At 69.0% G+C, this 16,350-nt stretch carries 15 protein-coding genes; 8 read left to right on the top strand and 7 right to left on the bottom strand.

Annotated features, from left to right (window positions below):
• Positions 1 to 9 precede the first annotated feature (9 nt).
• From ACR3ZA_RS01910 to ACR3ZA_RS01925, 4 genes are read left to right on the top strand one after another with little or no spacing between them, the layout of a single operon-like run.
• Positions 10 to 1,230, top strand: coding sequence for a phosphoglycerate kinase (locus ACR3ZA_RS01910; protein ID WP_473659598.1), 1,221 nt, complete (start codon positions 10 to 12; stop codon positions 1,228 to 1,230).
• The gene (gene tpiA, locus ACR3ZA_RS01915; RefSeq protein ID WP_473659600.1) at positions 1,230 to 2,015 is read left to right on the top strand and encodes a triose-phosphate isomerase; all 786 of its coding nucleotides are present in this window, start codon (positions 1,230 to 1,232) and stop codon (positions 2,013 to 2,015) included. The genes ACR3ZA_RS01910 and tpiA overlap by 1 nt, the downstream gene beginning before the upstream one ends.
• Before the next feature lie 51 nt (positions 2,016 to 2,066).
• A complete protein-coding gene (secG, locus tag ACR3ZA_RS01920; protein ID WP_294179003.1) occupies positions 2,067 to 2,318 on the top strand; it encodes a preprotein translocase subunit SecG in 252 nt (83 codons plus the stop codon).
• Positions 2,319 to 2,356: 38 nt separating this feature from the next.
• On the top strand, positions 2,357 to 2,722 hold the full coding sequence (locus tag ACR3ZA_RS01925; protein ID WP_473557865.1) for an RNA polymerase-binding protein RbpA: 366 nt from the start codon (positions 2,357 to 2,359) through the stop codon (positions 2,720 to 2,722).
• Between the two features lie 54 nt (positions 2,723 to 2,776).
• Here the strand turns inward: ACR3ZA_RS01925 and pgl are convergent, their stop codons facing one another.
• From pgl to tkt, 6 genes are read right to left on the bottom strand one after another with little or no spacing between them, the layout of a single operon-like run.
• Positions 2,777 to 3,580: a 6-phosphogluconolactonase gene (gene pgl / locus ACR3ZA_RS01930; protein WP_473659602.1), complete on the bottom strand. Its 804-nt coding sequence runs from the start codon at positions 3,578 to 3,580 to the stop codon at positions 2,777 to 2,779.
• 10 nt (positions 3,581 to 3,590) lie between these two features.
• Positions 3,591 to 4,556: a glucose-6-phosphate dehydrogenase assembly protein OpcA gene (locus ACR3ZA_RS01935; RefSeq protein ID WP_473659605.1), complete on the bottom strand. Its 966-nt coding sequence runs from the start codon at positions 4,554 to 4,556 to the stop codon at positions 3,591 to 3,593.
• Complete coding sequence (gene zwf / locus ACR3ZA_RS01940; RefSeq protein ID WP_473659608.1) at positions 4,553 to 6,091, bottom strand: glucose-6-phosphate dehydrogenase; 1,539 nt, start codon at positions 6,089 to 6,091, stop codon at positions 4,553 to 4,555. Before zwf ends, ACR3ZA_RS01935 begins: the two co-directional genes overlap by 4 nt.
• Before the next feature lie 33 nt (positions 6,092 to 6,124).
• The gene (locus ACR3ZA_RS01945) at positions 6,125 to 7,723 is read right to left on the bottom strand and encodes a glucose-6-phosphate isomerase (RefSeq protein WP_473659610.1); all 1,599 of its coding nucleotides are present in this window, start codon (positions 7,721 to 7,723) and stop codon (positions 6,125 to 6,127) included.
• Positions 7,720 to 8,835 carry a transaldolase gene (gene tal, locus ACR3ZA_RS01950; RefSeq protein ID WP_473659613.1) on the bottom strand — a complete coding sequence of 372 codons (1,116 nt, stop codon included), beginning with the start codon at positions 8,833 to 8,835 and terminating at the stop codon, positions 7,720 to 7,722. The genes ACR3ZA_RS01945 and tal overlap by 4 nt, the downstream gene beginning before the upstream one ends.
• Before the next feature lie 47 nt (positions 8,836 to 8,882).
• Positions 8,883 to 10,982, bottom strand: coding sequence for a transketolase (gene tkt, locus ACR3ZA_RS01955; protein ID WP_473659616.1), 2,100 nt, complete (start codon positions 10,980 to 10,982; stop codon positions 8,883 to 8,885).
• Between the two features lie 282 nt (positions 10,983 to 11,264).
• Between tkt and ACR3ZA_RS01960 the strand changes: the two genes are divergently transcribed.
• Positions 11,265 to 12,218: a heme o synthase gene (locus tag ACR3ZA_RS01960; RefSeq protein WP_473659618.1), complete on the top strand. Its 954-nt coding sequence runs from the start codon at positions 11,265 to 11,267 to the stop codon at positions 12,216 to 12,218.
• A 15-nt stretch (positions 12,219 to 12,233) separates the two neighbouring features.
• Here ACR3ZA_RS01960 and ACR3ZA_RS01965 read toward each other — a convergent pair whose 3' ends face one another.
• Positions 12,234 to 13,163, bottom strand: a complete 930-nt coding sequence (locus tag ACR3ZA_RS01965) for a COX15/CtaA family protein (RefSeq protein WP_473659621.1) — start codon at positions 13,161 to 13,163, stop codon at positions 12,234 to 12,236.
• A 253-nt stretch (positions 13,164 to 13,416) separates the two neighbouring features.
• On the opposite strand from ACR3ZA_RS01965, the gene sufB reads away from it, so the two are divergent.
• Genes sufB through ACR3ZA_RS01980 form a run of 3 tightly spaced genes read left to right on the top strand, consistent with a single transcriptional unit; the run spans position 13,417 to position 16,349 of the window.
• Positions 13,417 to 14,835 (top strand): Fe-S cluster assembly protein SufB, encoded by a 1,419-nt coding sequence (sufB, locus tag ACR3ZA_RS01970; RefSeq protein WP_473659623.1) that lies wholly within the window; start codon positions 13,417 to 13,419, stop codon positions 14,833 to 14,835.
• Entirely contained in the window at positions 14,836 to 16,026 is a 1,191-nt protein-coding gene (gene sufD, locus ACR3ZA_RS01975) for a Fe-S cluster assembly protein SufD (RefSeq protein ID WP_473659625.1), read from the top strand. It abuts the gene before it with no gap.
• The gene (locus ACR3ZA_RS01980) at positions 16,023 to 16,349 is read left to right on the top strand and encodes a Rieske 2Fe-2S domain-containing protein (protein ID WP_473659626.1); all 327 of its coding nucleotides are present in this window, start codon (positions 16,023 to 16,025) and stop codon (positions 16,347 to 16,349) included. Before sufD ends, ACR3ZA_RS01980 begins: the two co-directional genes overlap by 4 nt.
• Position 16,350 lies beyond the last annotated feature (1 nt).

A 16,350-nucleotide genomic window follows, 5' to 3' on the forward strand; every position in this document is an offset into this window, starting at 1 on the left:
CACGACACCATGGCGCTCCGCACAATCGAGAGCCTCGGTGAGCTCTCCGGCAAGGTCGTTCTGCTTCGCTGCGACCTCAACGTTCCGCTCAAAGACGGTGTGATCGGCGACGACGGGCGCATCCGCGCCTCGTTGCCGACCATCAACGCGCTGCTGCACTCCGGTGCGACGGTCGTGGCGATGTCGCACTTGGGACGGCCGGACGGCGAACCGAACCCCGCGTACAGCCTGGCTCCGGTCGCGCAGCGCATGAGCGAGCTGCTGGGCTGCCCGGTGGTCTTCTCCGGCGACACCTTCGGGCCCGGCGCCGAGGAGGCCATCGCGAGCCTCAGCGAGCCTGGGGTCGTGCTGCTGGAGAACCTCCGCTTCCACGCGGGGGAGACCAGCAAGGATGCGGCGGAGCGAGCCGAGTTCGCGGCGAAGCTCGCGGCGCTCGGCGATGTGGTCGTGGAAGACGGCTTCGGTGTCGTGCACCGCAAGCAGGCGAGCGTGTTCGAGCTCGCCGAGACGCTTCCGAGCGCCGCGGGAACGCTGATCGCGGCCGAGCTCGACGTGCTGGAGCGTCTGACAAGCAAGCCGGAGCGGCCGTACGCGGTCGTTCTGGGCGGTTCCAAGGTCTCCGACAAGCTGGGCGTCATCGGTCACCTTCTGCCGCGTGTGAACACGCTGCTGATCGGCGGCGGAATGCTGTTCACGTTCCTCGCGGCGCTCGGCCACAAGGTCGGTTCGAGCCTCCTGGAGGCCGACCAGATCGAGACCGTGCGCGGCTACCTCGCCGAGGCGGAGAAGCGCGGCGTCGAGATCGTGCTGCCGACCGACGTGGTGGTGGCCTCCAAGTTCGGGGCCGACGCCGAGCACGTCGTGGCCGCCGCCGACGCGATCGAAGACACGCCGTTCGGCGCGAGCGGGCTGGGCCTCGACATCGGCCCGGAGACCTCGGCGAAGTTCGCGGAGATCATCGCCGGGTCGAAGACGGTCTTCTGGAACGGTCCGATGGGCGTGTTCGAGCTGGCGCCGTTCGCCAGCGGCACCCGCGCGGTTGCCGAGGCGCTGACCGTCGTCGACGGCCTGAGCGTCGTCGGCGGGGGAGACTCCGCTGCGGCGATCCGTCAGCTCGGCTTCCACGATGACCAGTTCGGCCACGTGTCGACAGGCGGCGGAGCAAGTCTTGAATTCCTGGAGGGCAAGCAGCTCCCGGGCCTTGAAGTTCTGGGATGGGAGCACCACTGATGGCAGGCCGCACTCCGCTCATTGCGGGCAACTGGAAGATGAACCTCGACCACCTGCAGTCGATCGCGTTCGTCCAGAAGCTGGCGTGGACGCTCAAGGACGCGGGACACGACTTCGGTGCGGTGGAGGTGGCGGTGTTCCCGCCGTACACCGACCTCCGCTCGGTGCAGACGCTCGTCGGCGCCGATGACCTGCCGATCAAGTTCGGCGGGCAGGACCTCTCCCGCTTCGACAACGGCGCCTACACCGGTGAGATCTCGGGTGCGTTCCTTGCCGCGCTCGACGCCGAGTACGTCATCGTCGGGCACTCGGAGCGCCGCCAGTATCACGGCGAGACCGATGAGCAGCTCGCCGAGAAGGTCGCCGCCGCCCACCGCCACGGCCTGGTTCCGATCCTGTGCGTCGGCGAGACCGCAGAGGATCTCGAGAAGCACGGCCCGAGCGCCGTGCCGGTCGCCCAGATGCGCGCAGCGCTGGCCGGCGCCGCGAAGGGCAAAGAGATCGTCATCGCCTACGAGCCCGTCTGGGCGATCGGCTCGGGCCAGGCGGCGACCAGCGAGCAGGCTCAGCAGGTCTGCGCCGCACTCCGGGTCGCTCTCGCCGAAGAATTGGGAGACGAGGTCGCCCAGGCGACCCGCATCCTCTACGGAGGTTCGGTCAAGTCCGGGAACATCGCGGGGTTCATGCGCGAGACGGATGTCGACGGAGCCCTCGTCGGCGGCGCCAGCCTTCAGCTCGAGGAGTTCGCGAGCATCGTGCGCTTCCAGAAGCACGTCGGCCTGTAGACCAGCCGATATACTGACCCCCGGCCGAGTTTCGGCATCGAAAGGTTTCGCGTGGAATTTCTGACAGTCGCCGTGCAGGTCGTGCTGGGCATCACCAGCCTGCTCCTGACGCTCTTGATCCTGCTCCACCGCGGTCGCGGTGGCGGTCTCTCCGACATGTTCGGGGGCGGCGTGACGTCGAACCTGGGTTCATCGGGTGTCGCAGAGCGAAACCTCAACCGCATCACGGTCATCCTCGCGCTTGTGTGGGTCGCCAGCATCGTCGTGCTGGGTCTCATCATCAAGTTCGACACCGGCGCCTGAGTCGCCGGACCCGATCACCCACTTCATACGGAGGCATCATGGCATCTGGCGGCAGCGCGATTCGAGGATCCCGCGTCGGATCCGGTCCGATGGGGGAGCAGGACCGCGGGTACCACGCGGACCGTGTCGCGATCTCGTACTGGGACGCCCTCGGCAACGAGACGGTGCGCTACTTCGCAGCGAATCTTCCCGATGAGGAGATCCCCGAGACGATCGACTGCCCGGCCTCGGGTCTCCCGGCCGGTCGCGACAAGGCGAACCCTCCCGCGGTCTCCAAGATGGAGCCGTACAAGACGCACCTGGCCTACGTGAAGGAGCGCCGCAGCGACGATGAGGCGCAGCAGATCCTCACCGACGCGCTGCAGCAGCTGCGCGAGCGCCGCGGAACCGCCGCCGCCTCCTGAGCCTCGGCGGACCTCCCGCTGACGCGGGGACCGCCCGCTGGCGCGCGAAGCGCGTCAGTTCGACGGCAGGTCGTGCGCCGCGGTCCAGTAGGAGTTCGGGGCGATGAGCGCCTCCGGCACCTCGGCCGCCGCATCCTGGTCGACGAAGAAGACGGTGCGCTTGCGCCCTTCGGCGCCCGCGGCGGGAACGTCGTTGATGCTCGCCCCGGCGAGCGTCAACCCGAGCGCACCCGCCTTGTCGGCGCCCGCGAGCACCAGCCAGACGCGATCGGAGGCGTTGATCACCGGCAGCGTGAGCGTCAGGCGCTCCGGCGGCGGCTTGGGGGAGTCGCGCTCCGCGAGAACGACGCGGTCGGTCTCGTGCACCGACACGTGGTCAGGGAACAGCGAGGCGATGTGGCCGTCCGGACCGACACCGAGGAACGTGACATCGAATCGCGGGTAGCGGCGTCCCTCGGGGGCCGCCTCAGCGAGCACGGTCTCGAAGTATCGCGCCGCCTCGTCGATGTCGGCGTGCTCGCCGGGAGCCGGGAACGACTTGATCTGGGACTCGTCGATCGGCAGGTGATCCAGCAGCGCCTCGCGGGACTGGGTCTCGTTGCGCTCGGCGTCGCCGCGCGGAAGGTAGCGCTCGTCGCCCCACCAGAACGTGATGCGGCTCCAGTCGACGCTGTCACGCGCCGGCGACGAATTGATCGCCGCCAGCACCGCGGCGCCCATCGTGCCGCCGGTGAGGCACACGTTGGCGAACTCCTGCTCTTCGATCACGTCGATGATCTTCGTGATGAAGCGCGCTGCCACACTGCCCGCCAAGGATGACTTGTCGGGGTGGACGAGGACTCGCCGTTCGTTGGTCATGGGTTCAGCCTCACTTGCCACGGGACGGCGTCGCGTCGTGCGCGATCGCATCCATGTGTCCGATTCCTTGCGTGAGGACCTCTCCGTAGAGGTCATCAGGATCGAGCCTACGCAATTCTTCGGCCAGGCAATCACGCAGGTTCCGTCGGGGAAGCGAGATGTCGTGCGTGGGCTGGTTCGGCTGAGTCAACGTGGCGACGTTCGGCTGACCGCGCTCCAGCACGATCTCGCCGGAGGCGCGCGTCAGGGAGACGCCATGAATGCCGCTCGAGCCGTGCGAATGGTTGCTCATCTCGAGCGCGACGTCGACCTGCAGCTGCAGCCCGAGCCAGGCGGCCAGCAGCGACGTCGAGGCCGAGTCGGCGGCGCCGCTCACCGAGACGGCGGTCACCGGCTCGTACGGCGGCTGGTCCAGCACCGCGGCGAGCTGCGCGCGCCACAGCGTGAGACGGGTCCACGCGAAGTCGGTGTCGCCGGGCGCGTAGTTGCGCGCGAGCGTCGTCATCGACTCCAGCGGGTGACCCGCCGCTGCGGAGTCGGTGATGCGTCGTTGTGCGATCCGTCCGAGCGGCGACTTCGCCGGGTTGTCCGGATGCGCGGTGGGCCACCAGACGACGACCGGAGCATCCGGCAGCAGCAGGCTGGTGACGAGTCCCTCCTCGTCGCCGCCGACGGCGCCGTAGGCGCGCAGCACCACGACCTCGCTTGCGCCCGCATCCCCGCCGACGCGGATCTGGCCGTCGAGTCGGGCCTCCTCGGCCTCCGGGTTGGCGCTGCGCGAGAGCACGATGACACGCATCGGGTGCTCGCGCGACGCGTCGTTCGCGGCTTCGATCGCCTCTTCCTCGGCGCCGTGCACGGCGGCGATGACGAGGGTGAGCACGCGGCCGAGCGCGACCGCGCCGCCCTCTTCACGAATCTTGACGAGCGCCTTCGACACCTGGCTGGTGGTCGTGGCGGGCAGATCGACGATCACGGGCGTCTCCAGACTCGGCCGTCGCGGGCCAATAGCTCATCCGCGGAGGACGGTCCCCAAGTGCCCGGCCGGTACTGCTCCGGCTGGCCCTGGGTCGCCCAGTACTCCTCGATCGGGTCGAGGATCTTCCAGCTCAATTCGACCTCTTCGTGCCGAGGGAAGAGCGGCGGATCGCCGAGCAGCACGTCGAGGATGAGACGCTCGTAGGCCTCGGGGCTCGCCTCGGTGAAGGCGTGGCCGTAGCCGAAGTCCATCGTGACGTCGCGCACCTGCATGCCCGCACCGGGCACCTTCGATCCGAATCGGATCGTGACGCCCTCGTCGGGCTGCACGCGGATGACGAGCGCATTCTGGCCGAGCGCGCTCGTCTGGCTCTCGGCGAAGAGGTACTGCGGCGCGCGCTTGAACACGACGGCGATCTCGGTGACCCGGCGGCCGAGGCGCTTGCCGGCACGCAGATAGAACGGCACCCCGGCCCACCGGCGCGTGTTGATGTCGAGGCGCATCGCCGCGAAGGTCTCGGTGACCGAGTCGGGGTTCATGCCGTCTTCCTCGAGGAAGCCGGGAACCCGTTCACCGCCCTGCCAGCCGCTCGAGTACTGGCCGCGCGCGGTCGCCGCCCCGAGGTCCTTCGGGAGGCGCACCGCCGAGAGCACCTTCTCCTTCTCGGCGCGCAGGTCCGCGGCGTCGAACGACACCGGCTCCTCCATCGCGGTGAGGGCGAGCAGCTGAAGGAGGTGGTTCTGGATGACGTCGCGCGCGGCGCCGATGCCGTCGTAGTAGCCGGCACGGCCGCCGACGCCGATGTCTTCGGCCATCGTGATCTGCACGTGGTCGACGTAGTTCGCGTTCCAGATCGGTTCGTACAGCTGGTTGGCGAAGCGCAGCGCCAGGATGTTCTGGACGGTCTCCTTGCCGAGGTAGTGATCGATGCGGAACACGCTGTCCGGCGGGAACACCGACTCGACGACGTCGTTCAGCTCTCGCGCGGTCGTCAGGTCGGAGCCGAAGGGCTTCTCGATGACGACGCGACGCCACTGCCCGTCGATCTGCTCGGCGAGGCCGGAGCGGCGCAGCTGCTCGGTCACCAGCGGGAACGACTTCGGGGGAATCGACAGATAGAACGCGTGGTTGCCCATGGTGCCGCGGTGGGCATCCAGGTCCTCGATGGTGGCCTTGAGCCGGTCGAAGGCCGCGTCGTCATCGAAATCGCCCTGCACGAAGCGGATGCCCTGGCTGAGCTGGCGCCACACGTCCTCGTCGAAGGGCGTGCGCGCGTGCTTCTTGACCGCGTCGTGCACCTCCTTCTCGAAGTCCTCGTTCTCCCATTCGCGACGCGCGAAGCCGACGAGCGCGAAGCCCGGCGGCAGCAGGCCGCGGTTGGCGAGGTCGTAGACCGCGGGCATCAGCTTCTTGCGGGAGAGGTCTCCCGTGACACCGAAGATGACCAGTCCGCTCGGTCCGGCGATTCGATTGAGGCGACGGTCCGACGCCAACCGGAGCGGGTTGAAGTCCGGCGTGATCTCGACAGGCATGCGTGTTCCTTGACGTCGTACGGGCGAGGAGGGTCAGCCGATCGCGGCGCGCAGCGCCGCGGCCGCGCTCGCGACGTCGTCGACCGTGAGTGAGAGCACCGGGCGACCGTGCTCGGCCAGGACCGTCGCATCGCCGACGGCCTGAGCCTGGATGAGCTGACCGAAGGTGAACGGGCGCTCCGGGATCTCGAGGTCCTCCGCGGTGGTGCCGACGAGCTGCAGGAACACTCCGATCGCGGGTCCGCCCTTGTGGAACTGACCGGTGGAGTGCAGGAAGCGCGGTCCCCAGCCGAAGGTGACCGGGCGTCCGGCGCGCGCCGCGAGCAGCGCACGCAGCTCTTCCAGCTCGGGGTGCGCGATGCGGTCGAGGTAGGCCTGCACCGAGAGGTAGCCGTCGGCGGGAAGCGTCGCCAGCAGCGCGTCGATCGCGCCGGCGAGGGTCGCGGTCTCGATCGCGAGCGGTCCGGCCGTGCGCACCTCGATGCCGTCGGCGACGAAGACGGGCTCCGTCGGCTCGGGTCGGGCGTCGAGCAGGGCGCGCGCGGCGACCTTCGCGGATTCGACGTCGGGCTGGTTGAACGGGTCGATGCCGAGCAGACGACCGGCGACCGCCGTGGCGTACTCCCAGACCATGATCTGGCCGCCGAGGCTGCCGGAGATCTCGATCTCGCCCTCGGCGACCTCGCGCGTGGCGCGCGCGTCGGCGACGAGTCGCACGATCTGCAGATCAGGCAGATCCATCGAGAGCTCGGGCGCGTCGGGTTCGAGCACCACCGGCAGCAGACCGGTTCCGCTCTTGCCGGTCGACTCCGCGATCAGCTGCTCGGCCCAATCGGCGAAGCCCACGATGTGCGTGCCATCGGCGACGATGCCGAGCTTGTTCTTGAGCGGACGCGTGCCGGCGATGGCGGCGCCCAGGACGAGCCCGGGGTTGCTCGCCGAGTCGAGGGCGAGCTCGAGTGAGACCGCCTCGGCCTCGTACAGCAGCTGCTGGATGTCGACGCCGGCGAGGCCGCTCGGAACGAGACCGAATGCGGTGAGCGCCGAGAAGCGCCCGCCGACGTTCGGATCCGCGTTGAACACCCGGTAGCCGGTCTCGCGCGCGGAGACATCCAGCGGCGAACCCGGGTCGGTCACGATCACGATCCGCGAGATGGGGTCGATTCCGGCGTCGCGGAACGCCTGCTCGTAGGCGCGGCGCTGGCTGTCGGTCTCGACGGTCGAACCCGACTTCGACGAGATGACGACCGCGGTCTGCGCCAGACGGTCGCCGACCGCCGAGCGCACCTGCGCCGGATCGGTCGAGTCGAGCACCGTGAGCGGCACGCCGTAGGTCTTCGTGATGACCTCGGGAGCGAGAGACGAGCCGCCCATGCCGCCGAGGACGATGTGGTCGACGCCGTTCGCGCGCAGCTGGTCGCGCAGCGCGAGGATGTCGTCGACGAGCGGGGTCGACAGGGCGACCGCTTCGGTCCACCCCAGCCGGACGGCGGCCTCGGCCTCGGCCTCGGGCCCCCAGAGCGTGGCGTCGAGCGAGGTGATTCCGCTCGCGACCCCGTCCGAGACGAGCTGCGGCACGACGCGTGCGACGGCCTCGGCCGCCGCACCCGTGGCGTGGACCGTGACGGTCACTTCGAGGCCTCCAGCGCCGCCGTCACGGTGTCGAGGAGCTCGTTCCACGAGACGATGAACTTCTCGACGCCCTCCTTCTCGAGCAGGGCCGTGACGTCGTCGTAGTCGACACCCACGGCGGCGAGCTGGTCGAGCACCTGCTGAGCCTCACCGTAGGAGACGGTGACACGGTCGCCTTCGATGACGCCGTGGTCGAAGGTCGCCTCGAGCGTCTTCTCCGGCATCGTGTTGACGACGCCGGCCACCGCGAGCTCGGTGACGTAGAGGGTGTCCGGCAGCGACGGGTCCTTGACGCCGGTCGAGGCCCAGAGCGGACGCTGCTTGTTCGCGCCCGCCGCGAGCAGCGCCTGGGCGCGCTCGGTCGCGAACTGCTGCTCGAACAGCTGGTAGGCGAGCTGCGCGTTGGCGACGCCCGCCTTGCTCTTCAGCGCGAGCGCCTCCGGAGTCCCGATCGCCTCGAGGCGCGCGTCGATCTCGGTGTCGACGCGCGACACGAAGAACGACGCCACCGACTCGATGGTCGACAGGTCGATGCCCGCCGCCTTCGCCTTCTCGAGACCAGCGAGGTAGGCCTCGATCACGGCCTGGTGACGCGCGAGGCTGAAGATCAGGGTGACGTTGACGCTGATGCCGGCGCCGATGACCTCGGTGATCGCCTCGAGGCCCGCGATCGTCGCGGGGATCTTGATCATCGCGTTGGGGCGGTCGACCTTGGCCCAGAGCCGCTTCGCCTCAGCGATCGTGCCCGCCGCATCGTGCGCAAGATCCGGCGCCACCTCGATCGACACGCGACCGTCGACCCCGTTGCTCGCGTCGTAGACCGGACGGAAGATGTCCGAGGCCGCCTGAACGTCGTCGGTGGTGATCTCGAAGACCGCCTCCGACACGCTCGCACCCGCGGCCGCGAGGATCGCGACCTGAGCGTCGTAGGCCTCGCCCTTGGCGAGCGCCGCGGCGAAGATCGTCGGGTTGGTGGTGACCCCGACGACGTTCCGCTCGGCCATCAGCTTCTGCAGGCCGCCGGTCAAGATGCGCTCCCGCGAGAGGTCATCGAGCCAGATGCTGACGCCGACCTCGGAGAGCTGGGCGGTGGGGGAGGTGTTGTCTGCCATGAGCGTGATCTTCCGTGTGTGGTGAAAAGTGGTGGACCGAAACGGTGTCAGTTGCTCGCGGCGGCGAGCGACTCCTTGGCGGCCGCGACGGTCGCCTCCGTGGTGATGCCGAACTCCCGGTAGAGGGTCTTGTAGTCGGCCGAGGCGCCGAAGTGCTCGATCGAGACCGAACGGCCGGCATCGCCGAGGAACGGCGCCCAGGTGAGCGCGAGGCCGGCCTCGACCGACACGCGCGCCTGGATGCTCGCCGGCAGCACCGACTCGCGGTACTCCGCGCTCTGCTCGGCGAACCACTCCTGGCACGGCACCGAGACGACGCGCGCCTGGATGCCCTCCTGAGCGAGTGCGGCGCGCGCCTCGACGGCGAACTGCACCTCGGAGCCCGAGGCCAGGAGGATCACGTCAGGCGTGCCGTTCGGAGCCTCCGCCAGGATGTACGCGCCCTTGCTGACCAGCTCCGCCGACGCGAAGGTCTCGCCGGCCGCCTCGGCGGCCCCGCGCTCGAACACGGGCAGGTTCTGACGGCTGAGGACGATGCCCGCGGGCGCACTGCGGCGCTCCAGGATCGTCTTCCAGGCAATGCCCACCTCGTTGGCGTCCGCGGGGCGGACCACGTCGAGGCCCGGGATCGCGCGCAGCGTGGTGAGCTGCTCGACCGGCTGGTGGGTCGGGCCGTCCTCACCGAGCGCGACGGAGTCGTGCGTCCAGACGAAGATCGACGGCACCTGCATGAGCGCGGCCAGACGAACCGCCGGGCGCATGTAGTCGCTGAAGATGAGGAACGTGCCGCCGAAGGCGCGCGTCTTGCCGTGCAGCACGATGCCGTTCAGGATCGAGCCCATCGCGTGCTCGCGGATGCCGAAGTGGAGGACGCGACCGTAGGGGTCGCCCGTCCACTCGTGGGTCGAGTGCTCGGCCGGCACGAACGACTTCGCGCCGCCGATCGTGGTGTTGTTGGACTCGGCGAGGTCGGCCGAGCCGCCCCAGAGCTCCGGGATGACAGCGCCGAGCGCCGTCAGCACCTTCCCGCTCGCGGCACGCGTCGACACGTCGGTGCCCGCGTCGAAGCTCGGCAGCGCCTCGTCGACGCCCTCCGGCAGTTCACCGCGCTCGAGCCGATCCAGCAGCTCCTTGCGCTCCGGGTTCGCCGCAGCCCAGGCGTCGAACGCGACCTGCCACTCGGCGTGGGCGGCCGCGCCGCGCTCCGCGAGCTTGCGCGTGTGCTCGATGACCTCGTCAGCAACGTCGAAGGTCTTCTCGGGGTCGAAGCCGAGCACCTGCTTGACGGCGGCGAGCTCATCGGCGCCGAGAGCGGAACCGTGGATCTTGCCGGTGTTCTGCTTCTTCGGGCTCGGCCAGCCGATGATGGTCTTGAGGATGATGAGCGACGGCTTGTCGGTCTCGCCCTTGGCTTCTTCGATCGCCTCGTACAGCGCGTGCACGTCCTCGACGTACTCGCCCGTCTTCTTCCAGTCGACGGTGAGGACCTGCCAGCCGTAGGCCTCGTAGCGCTTTGCCACATCCTCGCTGAAGGCGATCTGCGTGTCGTCCTCGATCGAGATCTGGTTCGAGTCGTAGATCGCGATCAGGTTGCCGAGCTTCTGGTGGCCGGCGAGCGGAGCCGACTCCGCGGTCACGCCCTCCTGGATGTCGCCGTCACCGGCGACCACGTAGACGAAGTGGTCGAACGGGCTGGTGCCCGCCGCCGCCTCCGGGTCGAACAGGCCGCGCTCGTAGCGCGCCGCGTAGGCGAAGCCGACCGCGGAAGCGAGGCCCTGACCGAGCGGGCCGGTGGTGATCTCGACGCCGTCCGTGTGGCCGTACTCCGGGTGTCCGGGCGTCTTCGAGCCCCAGGTGCGCAGCGCCTTGAGGTCGTCGAGCTCGAGGCCCTCGCCACCCAGGTAGAGCTGGACGTACTGAGTGAGGGAGGAGTGACCGGCCGAGAGGATGAATCGGTCGCGGCCGAGCCAGCTGTGGTCCTTCGGGTCGCGGCGCATGACCTTCTGGAACAGCAGGTACGCGGCCGGCGCGAGGCTCATCGCGGTACCCGGGTGGCCGTTGCCGACCTTTTCCACCGCGTCCGCGGCGAGGATACGAGCGGTGTCGACGGCCTTCGCGTCGAGTTCATCCCAGGAAAGTGGTGCCACGAGGTAAAGACCTTTCGATAACCGGGCAGGAGGCGGAAGCTCCTGCAGTGCAGGTTCCACCGACCGACATCATTGGCGCACCGCGGCAACCGGCACCCACGGTCACGATGTGTGGGGGAGTCCGGCTCGCGGCCAGGGAACGCTACGAGTATAGGGAATCGCTCCGATCGTCGCGTCGAGGTGGCCGTGGGAGCGCGCCCGGCCCCGCGGCATCGGGCAGGGGTCGGTCGGCGGTGATCGCGTCGCCTAGACTGAACCCGCCGAAACACCATCCGAGGAGCTATGTCCGGAGTCGTCGACACGTCCGCCCTGAACGCCGAGCGGACCGCTGACCCGCGGCGCATCGGGGTCGTGCAGAAGATCAAGGCGTACGTCGCGCTGACCAAGCCGCGCGTCGTCGAGCTGCTGCTCGTCACGACCGCCCCCGTGATGGTGCTCGCCGCCCAGGGCATCCCGAACCTGTGGCTCGTGCTCGCCACGCTCGTCGGCGGCTCGCTGTCGGCCGGAAGCGCCAACGCGTTCAACTGCTACATCGACCGCGACATCGACCGCGTCATGAAGCGCACCCAGAAGCGCCCGCTCGTGACGGGGGAGCTGAGCGACCGCGAGGCCCTCGTCTTCGCCTGGGTGACCGGCGTCGTGTCGATCGCCTGGCTCTGGGTGTTCACCACGTGGCTCGCGGCCGTGCTCTCGCTCGCGGCGATCCTCTTCTACGTGCTCGTCTACACCCTGGTGCTGAAGCGCCGCACTCCGCAGAACATCGTCTGGGGCGGCGCGGCGGGCTGCATGCCCGTGCTGATCGGCTGGGCTGCGGTCACCGGCTCGCTCGATTGGGCGCCGGTCATCCTGTTCGGCATCGTGTTCCTCTGGACTCCGCCGCACTACTGGCCGCTCTCGATGCGCTACCGCGCCGATTACGCCTCCGTCTCGGTTCCGATGCTGGCGGTCGTGCGCGGCCGCACCGTGGTCGGCCTCCAGATCGTGCTCTACGCGTGGGCCACGGTTGCCTGCTCGCTGCTGCTCATCCCGATCGCGCCGATGGGCGCGCTCTACGCGGTGGCGGCGACGCTCGCCGGCGCGTGGTTCGTGCTCGAATCGCACCGCCTCTACTCACGGGCGATCCGCGACGGCGAGGTGCAGCCGATGCGCGTGTTCCACGCCTCGATCAGCTACCTGACGGTCGTCTTCCTCGCCGTGGGCCTCGACCCGCTGCTGTACCTGCCGATCGGCTTCTAGGCGTCCCGCCGCGGGCTAGGCGCGCGGCCGACGCAACCGCGTGCTGGCGACCGTGAACGCCGCCGCGGCGAGAGCCGCGAGCACCATGTGGATGCCGACCGCGAGCTCCGGAAGTCCGTTGCGCGCCTGGTAGAGGCCGACGCTGATCTGAACGGCCTCCACGGCCAGCAGGACGAGCATCCAGCCCGCGGGGGCCAGCTTCGCGCGCCACGCGACGACGGCGAGCACGACAGTCAGCGCGAGCAGGACGTATCCGGGCCACGAGTGGAAGTGCGAGAGCAGCTCCGCATCGAAGCCGTTGCGGCCGGCGTCCGAGTCCCCGGAGTGCGGTCCCGCACCGGTGGTCAGCACGCCGACGAAGATCGTGACCACCAGCGCGAGGCCGGTGATCCGCGAGACGAGCGCGTACCAGCGCGGCACCGCGAGCTCCCGCGGGCCGGGGGCCTGCGTGCGCCGCGCCAGGAAGGTGGCGGCGACGGCGACGAGCGCGACCGAGGCCACGTAGTGGAATCCGACGATGAACGGGTTCAGCCCGGTGAGCACCGTGATCCCGCCGACGATCGCCTGCGCGACGACACCGCCGAGGACGACGAGCGCCAGCACGAACAGGTCGCGGCGCTCCCGGCGAATCCGCCACACCAGTACGACCACCGCGAGTGCCAGGATGCCCACCAGCCCGGTGAGGGTGCGATTGCCGAACTCGATGATGCCGTGAATGCCCATCTCGGGCGTCGAGACGAGGGAATCCGCGGTGCAGGTCGGCCAGGTCGGGCAGCCGAGACCGGAGCCCGTGAGGCGGACGGCACCGCCGGTGCCGATGATCAGCACCTCCGCCACGAACGAGGCCCAGGCGGCCACGCGGATGCGCACATCGTCCGCGGTCGAGGGGAGCCATCCGCGGATGCGGGCGGACAGGGGGAGAGCCGACGAGGTGCCGAGGGTCACGGGCGGAGTGCCTTCCGATTCTGACGTTGCCGCGCCTGGGATCGACGCGCATCCGAGTCTAGGTCGGGCATCTGGCCCGAACACACGCGACAAGCCCCGCGCCACTCGGCGGACGGGCAGGTGGTGCCTGTAAGATCGAGTGGTTCAGGCGCACCGCAGCGCTGCGCTCGGGTCGCCGAACATTCGCGCGCGAGCCTGGACCGAGATACCGACACGGGCAGAACAGTCCGCTTCGGCAGGAGAGAGGTAACGCATGTCAGACGTGCTCATCGACCGACCAGAGCTTGCGAGCCTCGGTCAATACGAGTTCGGGTGGTCGGATTCCGACGCCGCGGGCTCGGTGGCCAAGCGCGGGCTCTCGGAAGACGTGGTCGCCGGGATCTCAAAGCTCAAGAACGAGCCCGACTGGATGCTCAAGATGCGCCTGAAGGCGCTCAAGATCTTCGGCATGAAGCCGATGCCGACCTGGGGCGCCGACCTCACCGGAATCGACTTCGACAACATCAAGTACTTCGTGCGCTCCACCGAGAAGCAGGCGCAGTCCTGGGAGGACCTCCCCGAGGACATCCGCAACACCTACGAGAAGCTCGGCATCCCGGAGGCGGAGCGCTCGCGCCTCGTCGCCGGCGTCGCCGCGCAGTACGAGTCCGAGGTGGTCTACCACCAGATCCGCGAAGACCTCGAGGCCCAGGGCGTCATCTTCATGGACACCGACACCGCGCTGCGCGAGCACCCCGAGTTCTTCCAAGAGTACTTCGGCACCGTGATCCCCTCGGGCGACAACAAGTTCGCCGCGCTCAACACGGCCGTCTGGTCGGGCGGCTCGTTCGTCTACGTTCCGCCGGGCGTGCACGTCGAGATCCCGCTGCAGGCCTACTTCCGCATCAACACGGAGAACATGGGCCAGTTCGAGCGGACGCTGATCATCGCCGACGAGGGCTCGTACGTTCACTACATCGAGGGCTGCACCGCCCCGATCTACAAGTCCGACTCGCTGCACTCGGCCGTCGTCGAGATCATCGTGAAGAAGAACGCTCGCGTTCGCTACACGACGATCCAGAACTGGTCGAACAATGTCTACAACCTCGTCACCAAGCGCGCGGTCGCGCACGAGGGCGCGACGATGGAGTGGATCGACGGCAACATCGGCTCCAAGGTCACGATGAAGTACCCGAGCATCTTCCTCGTCGGCGAGCACGCCAAGGGCGAGACGCTCTCGGTGGCCTTCGCCGGCCCCGGCCAGCACCAGGACGCAGGCGCCAAGATGATCCACATGGCGCCGTACACGACGTCGTCGATCGTCTCGAAGTCCATCGCCCGAGGCGGCGGGCGCGCCGGCTACCGCGGCGAGGTTCGCGTGGCCGAGAACGCTCACCACTCGGCCAACACGGTCCGCTGCGACGCGCTCCTGGTCGACACGATCTCGCGATCGGACACCTACCCGGCCATCGACATTCGCGTCGACGACGTTCAGTTGGGCCACGAGGCGACCGTCTCGCGGGTCAGCGAGGAGCAGCTCTTCTACCTGCAGTCGCGCGGCCTCCCCGAGGATGAAGCGATGGCCATGATCGTGCGCGGGTTCATCGAGCCCATCGCGCGCGAACTCCCGATGGAATACGCACTCGAGCTCAACAAGCTCATCGAGATGAGCATGGAAGGCAGCGTCGGCTAGATGTCCGCAGTTCCCACGACGACCACCGATGAGGCCGTCGCGCCGAATCAGCACGGCCTGGCGGAGCATTCGCACGGCCCCGGCACGGCCCCGGTCCAGACGCGCTCCGAGCGCTTCGCCTCCACCGACCCGACCGCGTTCCCCGCGGTCACCGGCCGCGAGGCCGAATGGAAGCTCTCACCCGTCGAGCGGCTCCGTCCGCTGATCGACGGCGAGCTCGACGGCAGCCCGTACGCGGTGCTGTACCCCGAGGTGGAGGGAGTCTCGGTCGAGTGGATCGGCCGCGACGACGCCCGCATCGGCAGCGCCGGAACCCCGGAGGACAAGGCGTCCGCCAACGCCTGGTCCACCTTCGAGCACGCGCTGCACATCTCGGTCGCGGGCGAGGGCGAGGTCCTCACGGTGACGCGCGACTCGCTCGGCGAGGCGCCGCGCGCCGCGCACGTGCTGATCGAGGCCGCCGCACAGTCCTCGGGCCTGATCGTCCTCGACAGCCAGGGCGCCGCCCAGCTCAGCGAGAACGTCGAGATCATCGTCGGCGACGACGCGCAGCTCACCGTGGTGAGCCTGCAGGAGTGGAACGACGAGGCGATCCACCTCTCGAGCCAGTTCGCTCGCGTCGGGCGCAACGCCAAGCTGAAGCACATCGTCGTCTCGCTCGGCGGGGGAGTCGTGCGGGTGAACCCCAGCACCGCTCTCGCCGAGGAGGGCGCCGAGGTCGAATCGCTCGGCGTCTACTTCGCCGATTCGGGACAGCACCTCGAGCAGCAGGTGTTCGTGCACCACATCGCCCCGCACACGGTGAGCCGAGTGACCTACAAGGGCGCCCTGAACGGCGCCGGCGCGCGCACCGTCTGGATCGGCGACGTGCTGATCGGGCGCGACGCCACCGGCACCGACAGCTACGAGCAGAACCGCAACCTGGTGCTCTCCGAGGGCACCCGCGCCGACTCGATCCCGAACCTCGAGATCGAGACCGGCGACATCGCGGGTGCGGGTCACGCCAGCGCCACCGGCCGGTTCGACGACGAGCACCTGTTCTACCTGCAGTCGCGCGGCATCACCGAGAAGGAGGCCCGCCGACTCGTCGTGCTCGGCTTCCTCGTGGAGGTCGTGCAGAAGATCGGAGAACCGGCGCTCGAGTCGCGGCTCATCGAGGCCCTCGAGAACGAGTTGGAGGGTGCCGCGTGAGCGCAACGAAGGTCTGCCCGGTGAGCGAACTCTCGCCGAGCACCGCCAAGAAGGTCGTCGTCGACGGCGTCGCCATCGCCGTGGTGATGGACTCCGCGGGTGCCGTCCACGCGCTCGGTGACACCTGCACGCACGGCGACATCTCGCTCTCCGAAGGGTTCGTTGAAGACGACACCCTCGAATGCTGGGCCCACGGCTCGAAGTTCGAGCTGACCACCGGCAAGCCCCTCACCCTTCCGGCCTACGAGCCGGTTCCCGTTTTCGCTGTCGAGGTCATCGACGGCGACGTCTACATCGACGCGAGCCAGCGGCTCGCGGTCTGAA

The sequence above is a fragment of the Herbiconiux sp. J20-20 genome (assembly GCF_057365085.1).